Source organism: Priestia sp. YIM B13486, from assembly GCF_042787865.1.
In the GTDB taxonomy this organism is placed as follows: Bacteria; Bacillota; Bacilli; order Bacillales; family Bacillaceae_H; genus Priestia; species Priestia megaterium.
Genome location: NZ_JBHZOZ010000001.1, coordinates 373,064 through 389,949 on the forward strand (window position 1 = coordinate 373,064; position 16,886 = coordinate 389,949).

14 protein-coding genes are annotated in these 16,886 nt (G+C 40.8%); all 14 read right to left on the bottom strand.

All coding sequences use genetic code 11. The features are described 5' to 3' along the window. Positions 1 to 144: 144 nt before the first annotated feature. The 14 genes from ACFX4G_RS01870 to yqiS all read right to left on the bottom strand — a co-directional run bounded on the left by ACFX4G_RS01870 (position 145) and on the right by yqiS (position 16,655). The gene (locus ACFX4G_RS01870) at positions 145 to 867 is read right to left on the bottom strand and encodes an amino acid ABC transporter ATP-binding protein (protein WP_013059113.1); all 723 of its coding nucleotides are present in this window, start codon (positions 865 to 867) and stop codon (positions 145 to 147) included. Further along, on the bottom strand, positions 860 to 1,519 hold the full coding sequence (locus ACFX4G_RS01875; protein WP_013059114.1) for an amino acid ABC transporter permease: 660 nt from the start codon (positions 1,517 to 1,519) through the stop codon (positions 860 to 862). The genes ACFX4G_RS01870 and ACFX4G_RS01875 overlap by 8 nt, the downstream gene beginning before the upstream one ends. 31 nt (positions 1,520 to 1,550) lie before the next feature. Further along, positions 1,551 to 2,354, bottom strand: a complete 804-nt coding sequence (locus ACFX4G_RS01880) for a transporter substrate-binding domain-containing protein (RefSeq protein ID WP_371399834.1) — start codon at positions 2,352 to 2,354, stop codon at positions 1,551 to 1,553. 281 nt (positions 2,355 to 2,635) lie between these two features. Beyond that, positions 2,636 to 3,073, bottom strand: a complete 438-nt coding sequence (locus tag ACFX4G_RS01885; protein WP_013059116.1) for a BrxA/BrxB family bacilliredoxin — start codon at positions 3,071 to 3,073, stop codon at positions 2,636 to 2,638. A gap of 193 nt (positions 3,074 to 3,266) precedes the next feature. After that, a complete protein-coding gene (gene meaB, locus ACFX4G_RS01890; protein ID WP_053487728.1) occupies positions 3,267 to 4,262 on the bottom strand; it encodes a methylmalonyl Co-A mutase-associated GTPase MeaB in 996 nt (331 codons plus the stop codon). Between the two features lie 16 nt (positions 4,263 to 4,278). After that, complete coding sequence (gene scpA, locus ACFX4G_RS01895; protein WP_098563245.1) at positions 4,279 to 6,429, bottom strand: methylmalonyl-CoA mutase; 2,151 nt, start codon at positions 6,427 to 6,429, stop codon at positions 4,279 to 4,281. Then, a complete protein-coding gene (locus ACFX4G_RS01900; RefSeq protein ID WP_377572713.1) occupies positions 6,422 to 8,458 on the bottom strand; it encodes a methylmalonyl-CoA mutase family protein in 2,037 nt (678 codons plus the stop codon). The genes scpA and ACFX4G_RS01900 overlap by 8 nt, the downstream gene beginning before the upstream one ends. A gap of 259 nt (positions 8,459 to 8,717) precedes the next feature. Further along, positions 8,718 to 9,977: a dihydrolipoamide acetyltransferase family protein gene (locus tag ACFX4G_RS01905; RefSeq protein WP_013059120.1), complete on the bottom strand. Its 1,260-nt coding sequence runs from the start codon at positions 9,975 to 9,977 to the stop codon at positions 8,718 to 8,720. A 15-nt stretch (positions 9,978 to 9,992) separates the two neighbouring features. Continuing rightward, positions 9,993 to 10,976: an alpha-ketoacid dehydrogenase subunit beta gene (locus ACFX4G_RS01910; RefSeq protein ID WP_013059121.1), complete on the bottom strand. Its 984-nt coding sequence runs from the start codon at positions 10,974 to 10,976 to the stop codon at positions 9,993 to 9,995. A gap of 12 nt (positions 10,977 to 10,988) precedes the next feature. After that, the gene (locus tag ACFX4G_RS01915) at positions 10,989 to 11,981 is read right to left on the bottom strand and encodes a thiamine pyrophosphate-dependent dehydrogenase E1 component subunit alpha (RefSeq protein ID WP_377572715.1); all 993 of its coding nucleotides are present in this window, start codon (positions 11,979 to 11,981) and stop codon (positions 10,989 to 10,991) included. A 20-nt stretch (positions 11,982 to 12,001) separates the two neighbouring features. Continuing rightward, positions 12,002 to 13,423, bottom strand: a complete 1,422-nt coding sequence (lpdA, locus tag ACFX4G_RS01920) for a dihydrolipoyl dehydrogenase (RefSeq protein WP_034648963.1) — start codon at positions 13,421 to 13,423, stop codon at positions 12,002 to 12,004. 28 nt (positions 13,424 to 13,451) lie between these two features. Next, positions 13,452 to 14,537 carry a butyrate kinase gene (gene buk, locus ACFX4G_RS01925; protein WP_377572717.1) on the bottom strand — a complete coding sequence of 362 codons (1,086 nt, stop codon included), beginning with the start codon at positions 14,535 to 14,537 and terminating at the stop codon, positions 13,452 to 13,454. A gap of 90 nt (positions 14,538 to 14,627) precedes the next feature. Next, positions 14,628 to 15,731: a branched-chain amino acid dehydrogenase gene (bcd, locus tag ACFX4G_RS01930; RefSeq protein WP_013059125.1), complete on the bottom strand. Its 1,104-nt coding sequence runs from the start codon at positions 15,729 to 15,731 to the stop codon at positions 14,628 to 14,630. Between the two features lie 12 nt (positions 15,732 to 15,743). Continuing rightward, a complete protein-coding gene (yqiS, locus tag ACFX4G_RS01935) occupies positions 15,744 to 16,655 on the bottom strand; it encodes a phosphate butyryltransferase (RefSeq protein ID WP_230183105.1) in 912 nt (303 codons plus the stop codon). Between the last annotated feature and the right edge of the window lie 231 nt (positions 16,656 to 16,886).

Below are 16,886 nucleotides of genomic sequence, written 5' to 3' on the forward strand. Positions count from 1 at the left end.
ATGTTGGTTTCTTTTTAGTGTGATAAAATACTCTATTCTTTATTAACACGAATAGAAAAATAACACAACCTTAAATCTTGCTGTACCGTATAAATTCCAATAAAAAAAGTGCAGAAAAGATCGTACTCTTCCTGCACTTTTTTATTATAAAATCTTTTCTAAGAAATCTTTAGCACGCTTGCTTTTAGGCGCTGAGAAAAATTCAGCCGGAGGCGCATCTTCAACAAGAACACCGCCGTCTAAAAACAGCACACGATCCGCTACTTCTCGTGCAAATCCCATTTCATGCGTTACAATGACCATCGTCATTCCTGTTTCTGTTAGCGACTTCATTACATCTAGTACTTCTTTTACCATCTCTGGATCTAATGCTGAGGTTGGTTCGTCAAACAGCATCACTTTCGGCTCCATTGCCAGTGCTCTGGCAATAGCTACACGCTGCTTTTGACCGCCCGATAAGCGATTTGGAAACTCGTTGGCTTTTTGAGCAAGTCCCACTTTTTGGAGTAATTCTTTGCCTTTAGCAACAGCCGTTTCTCTTGACACGCCTTTTACCGTCATCGGAGCATACGTCAAATTTTCAAGCACTGTCATATGTGGAAACAAGTGAAAATGCTGAAATACCATTCCTACGTTTTCACGCACACGCATAATGTTTGTTTTTTTATCTGTAATCACTTGACCGTTAATTGAAACGACTCCGCTCGTCGGTTCTTCAAGCAGGTTCATACAGCGTAAAAAAGTAGATTTACCAGAACCAGAAGGGCCAATAACAGCTACGACTTCTTTTTCTTTAATCGTAGTTGAAATACCTTTTAAAACTTCATTTTTACCAAATGATTTGTGTAAATTTTCAACGTTAATCACCTTTTCTCATTCTCCTCTCGACTGCTTTACCAAGGAGCGTTAAGCCCATTACCATTACATAATAAATCAACCCTGCAAAAATTAACGGTTCAAGGTAGGCGAATTTTTCTCCACCTACAATGTAAGCACGGCGCATAATGTCGAGTGCTCCGATAACTGTAACGATAGCTGATTCCTTTGTTAATGTAATGAACTCATTCATTAAAGCAGGTAAAATATTTTTAAGTGCCTGTGGCAAAATAATTTGTCCCATCATGCGGCGATAAGGAATTCCTAACGCTAATGCCGCTTCACGCTGTCCTTTATCAACAGCTAAAATACCAGCGCGAATAATTTCAGATATATATGCTGCAGAGTTTAGCCCGAACGCAGCAACGGCCGCTGGAAACGGGGCAATATCAAACCCGAGCAGCTGAGGTAATCCAAAGTATATTAATAATAATTGCAATACTAGCGGTGTTCCGCGAAACACGGACGTATATGCATCCGCAAACCATTGAAGAGGTTTATTGCGGCTGATTTTACATAAAGATAAAATAACTCCCAGCACAAACCCTAAAATTGCTGAAGCTAGGACTATCTGTATCGTTACCCCTATCCCTTTTAAAATATAAGGCATAGAAGGCACGATTTGCGAAAAATCCAAATTCATGCCTAGTTCCATTCCTCTCTAACTATCATTCTTATTTTTGGTCGTCAAACCACTTAACGATTAATTTATCTAATTCACCGTTTTCTTTCATTTTCTTTAATTCACGGTTAAAGTCATTCGTTAGCTTGCTGTCTTTAGGAAATGCGATTGCTGATCCTTTACTTGAATCTGGACGTCCTGTATCAGACATTTGCAAGCTTTTGTCTTTGTTCACATACCCTTTAGCTACTGTATCTTCAATAATCGCTGCATCGATACGATTTGATTTCATTTCTTGAATTAGTTCTGGAATACGGTCACGCGTTGTTACATTTACTCCGTTAACTTCTTTTGCAATTTCTTTTGCTTCGTCTGCTTGGATAGAAGAAGTTTGTACACCGACTGTTTTCCCTTTTAGTTCTTCTGCATTTTTAATTGGCGCATCTTTCTTCGATACAATCATGTTTTTTGCTTCATAATATACGTCTGAGAAGTCCACGTTCTTTTTACGCTTTTCAGTTGGCGTCATACCAGCTAAAACTAAATCGACTTTATTAGATTGTAAAGCTGGAATTAATCCGCCAAATTCCATATCCTTCACCTGTACGTCATAACCTAACTTTTTACCGATTGCTTTTGCTAAATCTACGTCAAATCCGATTGCTTCACTATCACCTTTTGCCGTATCAATATATTCAAATGGTGGGTAATCTGCTGATGTTCCCATTACTAGTACTTTTTTATCTTTGTCGTCGCTGCTTGCTCCGCCATTAGACGTTCCTTCTCCTGCTCCGCATGCAGCTAAAACGCCTGCTGTTAAAAGACCAATTGCCGTTACCGATAACCACTTCTTCAATTTCATCTTCGTTCCCCCTAGTTTATTCCTTACATTATTTTTTAAAAATTAATAATATTATGAAATAAGTTTTTTACTATTGCAAGTAAATGTCGAAATTTAAATATATATTCATATAAATGTATTTTAACACAACGTTATAAATATGCAATATCTTTTTTAAATATAAGTTTCACTATTTGAAAATACCTTTTCTCAACATTTTCCACTCTCTAGAAAGCCTGCATACAGATAGGTAAAAAAACGCATAAAAAAAGAAGCCGTTTAAAACGGCTTCTCTCTTACACTTCTTCACAATGCTGTTCGAATGCTTCTTGCAGCTTCATCACAACTGACATTGGCTCGTGGCCTTCAATTTCGTGACGTTCTACCATTGTGATAATTTTTCCGTCTTTTAATAAGGCGAAAGATGGAGACGAAGGCGGATAACCTTCAAAGTATTCGCGTGCACGCGCAGTTGCTTCTTTATCTTGCCCAGCAAATACTGTAACCAAGTTTGTTGGACGTTTATCATAATGTACAGCGTGCGCTGCAGCAGGTCTTGCAATACCTCCTGCACAACCGCAGACTGAATTCACCATTACAAGCGTTGTACCAGGCTTTTTAAACGTTTCATCTACCGCTTCAGCCGTCGTTAATTCTGTATAACCAGCAGCTGTAATTTCTTTACGGGCTTGACGAACAACGTCGTTCATAAACAAGTTAAAATCGATATTCATTTTCATACCTCCCTTTTGCTATCTATTCTTTATCATAGCAAACGAAAACTAAAAAGGCGATTGCTTTGACTCATTTTTTCTTGGTAATCAAGATTAAACAAGAAAAGAAATGGTGATACTATTTTTACAGCTAGAAAACCATACTCTTAACTCCCTAGTGTAGAAGGATCCGCATAAAATGCAGGATCCTTTTTTATATTTCCTTCATCGCCTGCTGGTAGGTTTTAATCAAGCGTTCGAGAGCTTCAGCCATTGTGACATCTCCCGTCATCATTTGTTTTTCAACATCCCCTAACGTTTGCTTAACTAAAGGATGTTCATAAAATGATTCTTGTAAATATTCATTAACACTTGCTTGTAACCATGCCTTCATTTGCTTTCGCCTTACTGTATAAAACAGATCATTTTTATTCATCCATTCCTTATAGTCACAAATTATCTTCCACAAGTCTTGAAACGATGCTTCTTCATAAGCAGAAGTTGTGATGACCTGTGGGTTCCACCCTCCAGAATGACCGTGAAGGAAACCGATGACGCTTTCGTATTCTTTTGCAGTCACTTCTGCTTTTAGCCGGTTATCCCCGTCTGCTTTGTTTACACAAATCAAATTAACCCATTCAAGCAGCCCTTTTTTAATTCCTTGCAAATCATCTCCTGCTCCGGTCAAAGCAAGTAGAACAAAGAAGTCTACCATCTCTTTTACAATCATTTCACCTTGGCCAACACCCATCGTTTCGACAAATATGATGTTATACCCAGCCGCTTCACAAAGAAAAATGGCTTCTCTCGTTTTAAGATGAACACCTCCAAGCGTTCCTTGAGAAGGTGAAGGACGGACAAAAGCGTTCTCTTGTTTGGTAAGCAGCTCCATTCTCGTTTTATCTCCTAAAATACTTCCTCCAGACAAGGTACTGCTTGGATCGACTGCCAAAACTGCAACGGAATGGCCATTTTTGCATAGGTACGACCCAAATTTGTCAATCAGCGTACTTTTTCCTGCTCCGGGTACGCCTGTAAAACCAATGCGCACTGAATGCCCCGTATGAGGATAGATTTCTTTAATCAGCTGTTGTGCTATTACTTTATGCTTCGGCGCTTTACTTTCAATTAAAGTAATGGCTTGAGCTAACGCTGTTCTTTTCCCTTCAAGCAGCCCTTGTGTATAATCTTGTACCGTTTTTAATTTCACCAATTGTCTTCACCAACTATTCTTCTAACCGTTTCTTTATTTCATGTAAGACGGAAACGGCCGCTTTTGGGATTACTGTTCCAGGTCCAAAGATTGCAGAAGCGCCGTGTTCTAAAAGAAATGAATAGTCTTGTTTAGGAATAACGCCTCCGACAATAACAACGATATCGTCGCGCTCTAATTTCTTTAACTCATCAACAAGCTGCGGCAGTAACGTTTTATGCCCGGCTGCCAAAGAGCTTATGCCAATTACATGTACGTCGTTTTCTACAGCTTGCCTTGCTGTTTCTTGAGGCGTTTGAAATAAAGGACCAATATCAACATCAAAGCCAAGGTCAGCAAAGGCTGTTGAAATAACTTTCGATCCTCTGTCATGACCGTCTTGCCCCATTTTTGCGACTAAAATTCTTGGGCGTCTTCCTTCTTCCTCTAAAAATTCAGCCGTGAGCTTTCGAACTTCTTCGATTTGATCTCGATGCACAAACTCTGCACTGTATACCCCGCTGACTGACTTAGAAGTAGCCTGATGTCTTCCAGCCACTTTCTCAATAGCTTCTGAAATTTCACCTAGTGTAGCTCTAGCTCTCGCAGCTTCAACCGCAAAAGCAAGGAGATTCCCTTCACCTGTTTTGGCACAATTGGTCAGTCGATTAAGCGCTTCGATTACCGCTTGTTCGTTACGTTCACTGCGTATTTTCTTTAACTTTTCCAGCTGCTTCATTCGAACTGCTGTGTTATCAATATCAAGAATATCAAGCGGTTCTTCTTGCTCCGGCTGAAACTGATTCACACCTACAATAATTTCTGCCTGCGAGTCTATTCTTGCTTGTCTGCGCGCAGCGGCTTCTTCTATCTTCATTTTAGGTACGCCTGCTTCTATTGCTTTTGTCATTCCGCCGAGCTGCTCTATTTCTTCAAGGTGCTTCCACGCTTTTATCATTAATTCATTCGTTAATGATTCCACATAATAAGAGCCTCCCCAAGGATCAATAACGGAACAAATCTCCGTTTCATTTTGTAAATAAAGCTGCGTATTTCGGGCAATTCTAGCTGAAAAATCAGTTGGAAGAGCAATCGCTTCATCCAGTGCGTTTGTATGAAGCGACTGCGTATGTCCTGATACTGCAGCCAGAGCTTCGACGCATGTTCTAATAACATTATTAAATGGATCCTGCTCCGTTAAGCTCCATCCGGACGTTTGAGAATGCGTTCTAAGAGCTAGAGATTTAGGATTATCCGGCTCAAACTGCTTCATTAGTTTTGCCCAGAGCAGCCTCCCTGCTCTCATTTTCGCTACTTCCATAAAATAGTTCATTCCAATTGCCCAGAAAAAGGATAGCCTCGGAGCAAATGCGTCAATTGTAATTCCCGCTTTCAAGCCGGTTCGTACATATTCAAGTCCATCTGCAAGCGTATAAGCAAGCTCTAAGTCTGCTGGAGCACCTGCTTCTTGCATATGATAGCCTGATATACTGATACTGTTAAATTTCGGCATGTACTCCGCTGTATATTTAAAAATATCCGCAATGATTCGCATTGACATCTCAGGAGGATAAATATATGTATTGCGCACCATATATTCTTTTAAAATATCGTTTTGAATCGTTCCAGCCAGCTTTTCTTTTTTTACGCCTTGTTCTTCAGCTGTTACGATGTAGAAAGCTAAAATAGGAAGCACCGCCCCGTTCATCGTCATCGACACGGACATTTGATCAAGCGGAATCCCTTCAAACAGCTGCTTCATATCCATCATTGAATCAATTGCAACACCTGCTTTCCCTACGTCTCCAACAACTCTTGGATGATCAGAGTCATAGCCGCGGTGGGTAGCGAGGTCAAAAGCAACAGACAGCCCTTTCTGTCCAGCAGCTAGGTTTCGGCGGTAAAAGGCATTGCTTTCCTCCGCCGTTGAGTATCCTGCATACTGTCTAATAGTCCAAGGCCGATTCACATACATCGTTGCATACGGTCCTCTCACAAACGGTGGGATACCAGGTGCAAAGTGAATAAAGTCGAGGTTATCTCTGTCTTTTTTTGTATACACTGATTTTAATTCAATTTGTTCATTTGTTTGAAAAGCAGTGTATGAACTTTGAGTCACGTCATCTTCTCTTTGCTGCTTTGAAAATGATAATGGAATATTAGAAAAAGAAGGCTTTTTATACATGAACTTCTACCTCCAAAGCACATAATAACTTCTTAACGCATTGAATAACATTCGTCTTAGGATGTATGACGCTCATTACACCTTTTTGCTGCCACTGCGTTTTGCGTGATACATGTTCTTCCCCTACTACGTACACATAAACAGAATCTTCCTCAAAATAAGTCATCGCTTTTGTTAAGAGCTTTTCCACGAGTTCATCATTTCCACAGATCACATATGCTTCGTGCTTTTGTTCATTCATCCAATCTGCTATCTCCACATAGGAATCTATGTTTTTAATTGTTTCACACGCAAAGCCTGCACTTTCAAATAAAGACCGGGCAATCTCAGCTTTTTTACGGCTGCTAGGATCGGTGAGCTCCATAATGCCAATGCTCATTCCCTTTGTATAAACCCGTATTTTTTCAAACTTCTCTGCTGCTCTCCACTTAGTGAGCGGCACAACACTGTCAGGCTGTGTCTGCTTCGCCATTTGTTTTAGCATCCACCCTGCTGTTACCCCTTTAGATGCTAGCTTTGTATAGTCCTCTAGCGAAAGATTGGATGAAAATTCCGAAGCGTTCTGATCACTGGATTTATCCATTTTTATTTCTTCTTTTTTAAACGGCGTGCTTTTTATCTCTTGAGATGCATCCTGTTGCTTAGGAGCATAGTGTGTGACTCCGATCAAGCGCTCAATTCGGCACTCTATATCCTCTTGTCTTTTTACTTTCATTTGTTCAACTTCATCTTGAATTCGCCCTTGTTTTAAAGCTTCTTCCATTCCGCCGTGGTCTTCAATGTTGCCAAATAACTCCCAAGCTTTTGTCATTAATTCATGTGTGTAGGCTTCAACGTACCAAGAGCCTCCGGCAGGATCCATTACTTTTGATATATGTGTTTCGTGCTGCAAAATTAAGTGAGTGTTACGGGCAAGGCGATGAGCGAACTGAGAAGATGAAGATGTGACGGAATCATATGGTTCAATATGCAGACTATCCGCTCCTCCTACAATAGAAGCAAATGCTTGAACCGTGCTCCTTAATGCATTTGTATGCATGTCTTCTTTAGACTGTGTAAGATGTGACGTTTCCGTATGGATAAACGGCACTGAAACGGCCGTGTCATCAAAAGCACGAACCACATTTGCCCAAAGCATGCGAAAAGCACGAAGTTTTGATATTTCCATAAATAAATGTGAGCTAACTGAAAAAGAAAAGGTCATGTGAGGTAAAACTTGATGTAAGGACAAACCGCGTTTTATGCATTCATCAATATACTGCACCCCTGTAGCAAGCATATAAGCTAGTTCTTGAACAGCGTTTGCACCGCTGTTATGGTAAGGAATGCTTGATACAATGATCGTTTTGAGCTCTGGAACATTACTGTGAGCCAAACGCGTTGCGTATGCTAAATGATCGTATAAATCTCGAGTAGAAAGTGGAACTCTTCCATATTCAGCAAGGGTGCCGAGCGGATCCATTCCCACCGTTCCTTTTAGCTGTCTCATATTAAAGTTATGATCAACACAGTATGCTTTTAGAAACGAAAGAAGTGGAACGGATGTACATCCCGTATTTAAAAATAAAGGCACCGCTTCAAGAGCTACATGCTGAAACAAATGAGCAACATCCTCTAAAGTAGAAATTGTAGCGCCTGAGGCTACTTCAGCTTCAGTTGCTTCATCAACGTCTTTCCCTTGCCTCATTGCTTCACTGCATGTAAAAGCGGCCGTATTTTGTCCATTTCTCAAACTGTGTAAAAGAAGTTTATTGCTTTCTTTAATAGAAGGTAAGTCGATTTTTTGGGTGATTTCCCATTCCCCTAGTATGTATGATTCTTTACCGGCTCCTCTTAAACAATCTATTCCCGCCGGACTCTGCTGTAAGTAGTCTAAATGTGCCGTATCACTTTCGAAATAAAGCGGTTTCAAAAAGATGTTTTCTAACGTTTCTTTTGAAGAGATCGCGGTATTTTTGCTAACTTCCTGTGCCCAATCTTCTTTAGGTGTACGTGTAAATTCATGAAATGATAATGTATTTGTTTTCATTTCCATGCCCCTTTACAGTTAATAGCTGCCTGCTAAACCGAGATGATTACACTTTGAAGTTTGATGATTCTTCTTTTATTTTAATACATCTTTTACAAATTGTTCAATCATTGCTTCAAAATAAAAAGAGGCCGAGACATAATTAACCTACGTTTACCATCACCATAAAAAAATCCGAACGAGTTGGATTCTCTATCAAGAATCTCAATTCATCGTTCGGATCTTCCTTCAGCTAAAATATTTTGTGCCAGCCTCTGTTTTAATAGACAGACGTATTCTCTTTAGAAGTAGATTCTAAAATCTCTTTAACTCTTGCCAAGAATCTGCCGCACACCAAGCCGTCTAACACGCGGTGATCAAGTGATAAACATAAGTTAACCATATCTCGAACAGCAATCATGTTATCAATAATAACCGGACGTTTTACAATAGATTCTACTTGTAAAATAGCCGCTTGCGGGTAATTAATAATCCCCATTGATTGCACGGAACCAAATGAGCCTGTGTTGTTAACAGTAAACGTTCCGCCCTGCATGTCTTCAGACTTCAATGAACCCGTACGAACTTTTTGCGCGAGCTCTGTAATTTCACGCGCAATGCCTTTGATTGTCTTTTCATCGGCTTGTTTAATAACCGGCACAAACAAAGCATCGTCTGTTGCAACAGCAATGGACACATTAATGTCTTTTTTCTGAACAATACGGTCTCCTGCCCACATTGAATTCATTTGAGGGAATTCTTTTAAAGCTTGAGCCACTGCTTTTACGAAGAACGCAAAATACGTTAAGTTAAAACCCTCTTTTTGTTTGAACTCCGTCTTTAATGCATCACGATAAGAAACTAAGTTCGTTACATCAACTTCAACCATTGTCCATGCATGCGGAATTTCGTGCTTGCTGCGAAGCATATTTGCTGCAATAGCTTTACGCACGCCTGTAACAGGGATTTCTTGATCTCCTGCTGCAGACACAACCGGCGCGGGCTGCTGCGTTTTTGGAGCAGCTGCCGCTACAGGTGCTTCTGGCTGAACTGTTGATGCAGGTGTTTCTTTCACTTCAGCAGCTCCGCCTTTTTCGATAACAGCTAAAATATCTTTTCTCGTAATGCGGCCGCCCGCCCCTGTTCCTGTCACGGTATCTAAATTAATATTATGTTCTTGTGACAGACGCATAACAGCTGGAGAGTACCGACTTTTATTGGATTGACTGTCCGCTGTTTTTGACGCTGATTCTTCTACAGTCTTATCAGACGTTTTCTGTTCTTTTTGAGGTACAGTTCCTTCTACTTCAATTAAACAAATCACTTCTCCTACAGGCAAAGTATCATCTTCACCTGCAATTAACTCTTTAATTGTTCCACTAAAAGAAGAAGGCACTTCAGCATTTACTTTATCCGTCATGACTTCAGCTAACGGGTCGTACTTATTTACGTGATCTCCAACAGAAACGAGCCATTTGCTAATTGTACCTTCTGTTACACTTTCACCGAGCTGCGGCATCGTAATTTTTTCAATAGCCAATTGATACAACTCCTTTTAAAATTGAGCTAATTCTCTCATTGCTTTTTCTACTTTATCTGGATTCACCATAAAATATTTTTCCATTGTTGGTGCATACGGCATAGCTGGAACATCAGGGCCAGCAAGGCGCTGAATTGGCGCATCTAAATCGAATAAGCAGTGTTCAGCAATAATAGCTGCTACTTCGCTCATGATGCTGCCTTCTTTGTTGTCTTCCGTTAAAAGCAGGACCTTACCTGTTTTAGATGCCGCTTCAATAATAGCTTCTTTATCAAGCGGATAGACCGTTCTTAAATCTAAGATGTGTGCTGAAATACCGTCTGCTTCCAGTTTTTCAGCAGCTTGAAGAGCAAAGTGTACACAAAGACCATATGTAATAACCGTGATGTCGTCTCCTTCTCTCTTTATATCTGCTTTGCCAATCGGAAGTACATAATCATCTTCAGGGACTTCTCCTTTAATCAAACGGTACGCACGCTTATGCTCAAAGAAAAGAACTGGATCATCATCACGAATAGCTGCTTTTAATAATCCTTTTACGTCATAAGGCGTAGAAGGCATCACAATCTTTAACCCTGGCGTATTGGCAAATAGTGCTTCAACAGATTGAGAATGATAAAGAGCACCGTGAACTCCGCCGCCGTAAGGAGCTCGAATTGTAATTGGACAACTCCAATCATTATTAGAACGATAGCGAATTTTCGCTGCTTCTGACACAATTTGATTGACTGCAGGCATAATAAAATCAGCAAATTGCATTTCAGCAATCGGACGCATGCCGTACATTGCCGCTCCGATTCCTACCCCTGCAATAGCAGACTCTGCAAGAGGTGTGTCAATGACTCTTTCTTCCCCGAACTGTTCGTACAGTCCGTTGGTTGCTTTAAATACGCCGCCTTTTTTCCCTACGTCTTCTCCTAATACAAACACGCGGGAATCTCTTTCCATTTCTTCACGAATGGCCATTGTTACTGCATCAATATATGAAATAACCGGCATATGTTCTCCTCCTTACTCACCGTACACGTATTTTAAAGCCGATTCCGCTTCTGCATAAGGAGCGTTTTCAGCATAATCTGTTGCATCATTAACGATGTTCATAATATCATCAAGCATTTGTTTTTCTCGTTCATCGGTTAACACGTTAACCTCTTTTAAATAAGTCGCAAAGTACGCAAGCGGATCGCTCTTTTTAGCTTCAGACAATTCTTCTGCGCCGCGATATGCACGATCATCGTCATCACTTGAATGGGCAGTCAAACGCTCTGAAACAGTTTCAATAAGAGTAGGCCCTTCTCCTCTGGATGCACGATCTCTTGCTTCTTTTACCACTCGGTATACTTCAAGGACGTCGTTTCCATCAATTGTGTAGCCTGGCATGCCATATCCAATTGCACGATCAGATACTTTTGCGCATCCTAGCTGCTTTTCAACCGGAACAGAAATCGCATACTTGTTATTTTCACACATAAAGATAACAGGAAGCTTATGAACACCTGCAAAGTTCGCGCCTTCATGGAAATCTCCTTGGTTAGAAGATCCTTCTCCAAACGTCACAAACGTTACTAAGTCTTTTTTCTCCAGTCGTCCTGCTAAAGCGATTCCTACTGCATGAGGCACCTGTGTTGTAACTGGAGAAGATCCTGTTACAATTCGCTTTTCCTTATGGCCAAAGTGACCTGGCATTTGACGACCTCCTGAGTTTGGATCTTCTGCTTTAGCAAACCCAGAAAGCATTAAATCGCGCGCAGTCATTCCAAATGCTAGCACAACACCCAGATCGCGGTAATAAGGTAATATGTAATCATTCTCTCTATTTAAGGCAAAAGCTGCGCCAACTTGAGCGGCTTCCTGACCTTGACATGAAATAACAAAAGGCACCTTCCCTGCACGATTTAATAGCCACATACGCTCATCAATTTTTCGTGCAAGCAGCATAGTGCGGTACATTTCAAGTACTTGTTCATCAGTTAATCCTAATGATTCATGACAGTTTTTTGTCATGTTTAAACCTCCTTTAATCATCAAAAATGAATCGCTTTTCCATCTACAGCTAATGAAGCTTCTCCCATCGCTTCTGAAAGGCTAGGGTGAGGATGAATGGTATGAGCAATTTCCCATGGTGTAGCATCCAATACCTTTGCAAGACCTGCTTCAGAGATCATATCCGTCACGTGAGGTCCAATCATATGCACACCAAGGACATCATTTGTGTCGGCATCAGCAATAATTTTAACAAACCCCTCTGCCTCTCCATATACAAGAGCTTTTCCAACGGCCTTAAACGGAAACTTTCCAACCTTCAGCTGAAACCCTTGCTGTTTTGCTTCTTGTTCTGTTAATCCTACACTCGCTGCCTCCGGGCTGCTGTATACGCATTTAGAGATTGTTGTATAATCAATCTTCAAAGGCTTTTCACCATGTAAATGCTCCACAGCTACAATTCCTTCGTGAGAAGCTACATGTGCAAGCTGCAGTCCGCCAATCACATCTCCAATTGCGTAGATATGAGATTCTTTCGTTTGATAAAAATCATTTGTGGCAATCACACCGTTTTCTACTACAATATCGGTATTCTCGAGACCAATTCCTTCGACATTCGCTTGACGCCCTACAGATACAAGCAGCTTTTCTGCTTCATATTCTTGCATATCGTCTCCTACTTGAGCGGAAATTTTCACCTGACCATCAATAGACAGTGTATCAGCCATTACTTTAGCAGAAGTAATAATGTTAACTCCTTTTGCTTTTAAAAGCTTCGTCATTTCACGGGAGATATCTTGATCTTCTGTTGGTAAAATTCGATCGCTGTATTCCACAACCGTTACATCAACATCAAAATCTGTGAGCATTGACGCCCATTCAATTCCGATAACGCCGCCTCCCACAATAATAATAGAAGCAGGAAGTGTTTCCATCTTTAATGCTTCATCTGAAGTGATTACTTTCTCTCCGTCAATCGTTAGACCAGGTAATGTTCTAGGACGAGACCCGGTTGCGACAATTACATTCTTTGGAATAAGCATTTCGTTTTCTTCACCGCTTTTTAATTCGACGGAGATAGTTCCTGGCATAGGAGAAAAAATAGAAGGTCCTAAAATACGTCCAATTCCTTCATATACGTCAATTTTACCTTTTTTCATTAGCTGTTTAACACCATTATGTAACTGTGAAACAATTTCTGACTTTCGTTCTTGTACACGTGCATAGTTCAATAGCACATTGGACGTTTCTACGCCAAATTCACTGCTTTTCTTAGCCGTTTGGTAGACTTCTGCACTTCTTAGTAAAGCTTTACTTGGGATACACCCTGCGTGCAGGCATGTGCCGCCTAACTTATTTTTTTCTACAACCGCTACCGATAGACCTAACTGAGAGGCACGAATAGCTGCTACGTACCCTCCGGTTCCACCGCCGAGAATGACCAAATCATATTCTTTTGCCACACTGCTTCATACCTTTCTGCAAACGCTATTAAGCGCCTTTATATTCCTTCACTTCTTCTTCACCTGTAAGCACTCGGAGAGCCCCTTCAGCTAGCGCTTGAAGCTCATTTTCTCCAGGATAAACAATGACATCTGCAATCCACTTTACATGATTAATAATCAGCTCAACAAACGCTTTTGAATAAGCAATGCCTCCCGTTAAAATAATGGCATCTACTTTTCCATGCAATACCGTACTGGCAGCTCCAATTTCCTTCGAAATTTGATAAGCCATTGCTTCGTAGATAAGCTTAGCTTTTTCGTTTCCATTTTTCACTAGCGCTTCGACTTTCTGCACGTCAGATGTGCCCAAATAACCGACAAGCCCGCCTTTCCCTACAAGCATTTTCATAATCTCCTCGCGGTAATACTGACCTGAAAAGCAAAGACGAACTAATTCACCAACCGGTACACCGCCAGCGCGCTCTGGACTAAAAGGACCGTCACCGTGCAGGCCATTGTTCACATCAATTACTTTTCCGCGTTGGTGAACTCCGACTGTAATGCCTCCACCCATATGGGTAACAATAACGTTCATTTGTTCATATGTGCTATTCATTTCTTTAGCCACTTTTCGGGCAACCGATTTTTGATTCAGCGCGTGAAAGATGCTTTTCCTTTCCATAAAAGGAGTTCCTGAGATACGAGCGATGTCGCTTAGCTCATCTACCACCACTGGATCAACAATGTACGCTGGTATATTTAATCCAGATGCAATCTCAAACGCTAAAATCCCGCCTAAATTTGAAGCATGATGGCCGGCATAACCGTCTTTTAAATCTTTGAGCATGGCTTGATTTACTTCGTATGTGCCGCCTTCAATCGGGCGTAAAAGCCCTCCTCTTCCACATACTGCACTTAATTTAGATAAATTAATCCCTTCTTCATCAAGTGCCTCTAAAATCGAGTTTTTACGGAACCCATACTGTGCATATATCGTCTCAAACTGATTCATTTGCTGTGAATCGTAGCGGATTGTTCGATCAAAAATTGGTTTATCGTTGTGAAATACGCCAATTTTTGTAGACGTTGAACCCGGATTTATTATCAGCATTCGATATTCGTGCATATCCAACACATGTCCTCCTACCTTATCATTCTCATAAACGAAGGCTAGGTCGAAAGGATTTCATTTATTCCTTTTGCCTAGCCTTCAGCTCAAACATTAGCGCGTATGACGTCTACTTAAAATATGCTGTCCATTTTGTAAAAATTGACTGCGTGAACGACGCAGCTTTTCAATTCTTTCTTCAGCTAAGCGATCTGCTGCTAGATAGGTTGGAATGCCATCTCGCTTTGAGATTTCAACTACCTTTTCAATATTATCATAAATACCTTCAACTTTTTTCAGGGCACGCTCACGGTTATATCCAACTAGCTCATCAGCTACGTTAATAACGCCTCCTGCGTTAATAACATAGTCGGGTGCATATACAATGCCTAATTCATGAATTAAATCACCATGACGCGTTTCTTTCAATTGATTATTAGCTGCCCCTGCAATAACTTTTGCTTTTATTTGAGGGATCGTTTCATCGTTAATCGTTGCTCCAAGTGCACAAGGAGCGTAGATATCACATTCTACACCATAAATATCATTCGGGTCTACTGCTTGCGCACCAAATTCTTCTACCGCACGCTGAACAGCTTCTTTATTAATATCCGTTACAATAAGTTTTGCTCCTTCTTCGTGAAGGTGGCGGCATAAATTATACGCTACGTTTCCTACACCTTGGACAGCTACTACTTTTCCTTCAAGCATATCTGTTCCAAATGCTTCTTTTGCTGCTGCTTTAATCCCTCGGTATACGCCGTAGGCTGTGACTGGTGATGGATTGCCTGATGAACCAAAAGCAGGAGATACACCCGTTACATAATCCGTTTCCTCATATACAATATCCATATCCTCTACCGTTGTGCCCACATCTTCTGCTGTGATATATCGACCATTTAACCCTTGAATAAAGCGACCAAATGCACGGAACATTGCTTCATTTTTATCTTTGCGAGGATCTCCGATAATAACCGTTTTCCCTCCTCCTAAATTCAAGCCTGCTGCTGCATTTTTATAAGTCATTCCGCGTGATAGACGAAGCGCATCTTCAATTGCAGCCTCTTCTGATTCATATGTCCACATTCTTGTACCGCCTAGAGCTGGTCCAATTGTTGTATCGTGAATGGCAATAATGGCTTTTAAGCCTGAATCTTTATCTTGGCAAAATAATAACTGCTCGTAATCGTATGTTTCCATATAATCAAAAATTTTCATTGTTAGTGCCTCCTAAGAATTCTGTTGAGCGACGCTAATAGCAAGCGCCAGTGAGTATAATTTACTTTCTGATGAATCTGCTCTGGATGTTAAGACGACCGGAGCTTTTGCTCCTGCTAGAATAGCTCCAACTTTTGCTTTAGCAAAATAAATAAGGGATTTATATAAGACGTTCCCTGTTTCAATTGCTGGAACGAGTAATATATCTGCTTGACCGGCAACTTCACTTTGAATGCCTTTTTGCTTGGCTGCTTCTATGTTAATGGCATTGTCGAGTGCTAAAGGTCCATCAATCACGCAGCCTTTAATTTGTCCTCTGCGGTTCATCTGTGTAAGAAGGGCAGCCTCTACTGTTGCAGGCATCAAAGAGTTCACAACTTCAACCGCTGCAATAGGAGCTACCTTTGGCATCTCGATCCCAATCGAGTGGGCAACGTTCACCGCATTTTGAATGATTTGAACTTTCTCTTCCAGAGATGGCGTAATATTCATAGCTGCATCTGTTACAAGAATCGGACGGTCATAGTGAGGAACGTCAAACACAGCTACATGTGATAAAACATTCCCCGTACGCAAACCATGCTCTTTATTTAACACAGCTTTTAAGATAAGCGATGTGGATAAATTCCCTTTCATTACGATATGAGCTTGACCTTGCTGAACTGAACGCACAGCCAATTGAGCCGCTTCTAAAACGGACTCCGTATGTACGACCGTCACAGCCTTATGAGTGAGTAAGGATGGGCGGTACTGCCTGAATAATTCATTAATTGTCGTTTCGTTGCCAAACAAAATAAATTCAGAAACTTCCCTTGACACAGCTTCATACACTGCCTCAATTGTTTCTAAGTCTTCAGCTGCAGCAACAGCAACAGTCAAAGAAGACTGCTTAGCAACCCGAGATAAGATGGTAGCAAGAGTCATGGAATGTTCGACCTCTCCTTTTTCATTCTTTCTTTTGCTCCGTTTTAAAGAGCATACTGCGCGTTTATGCAGTCACCTAAAATACATGCAAGATTTGTGCCATCCACTGCATATATTACATAATATAGCTGCTTATATCCGTTCTTACGCACAAAAAAATTTTTTTATTGATTCTAACACCAAATAGAAAAAAAGAATACCTCTCTATTTATATGCAATAAATTGCACACC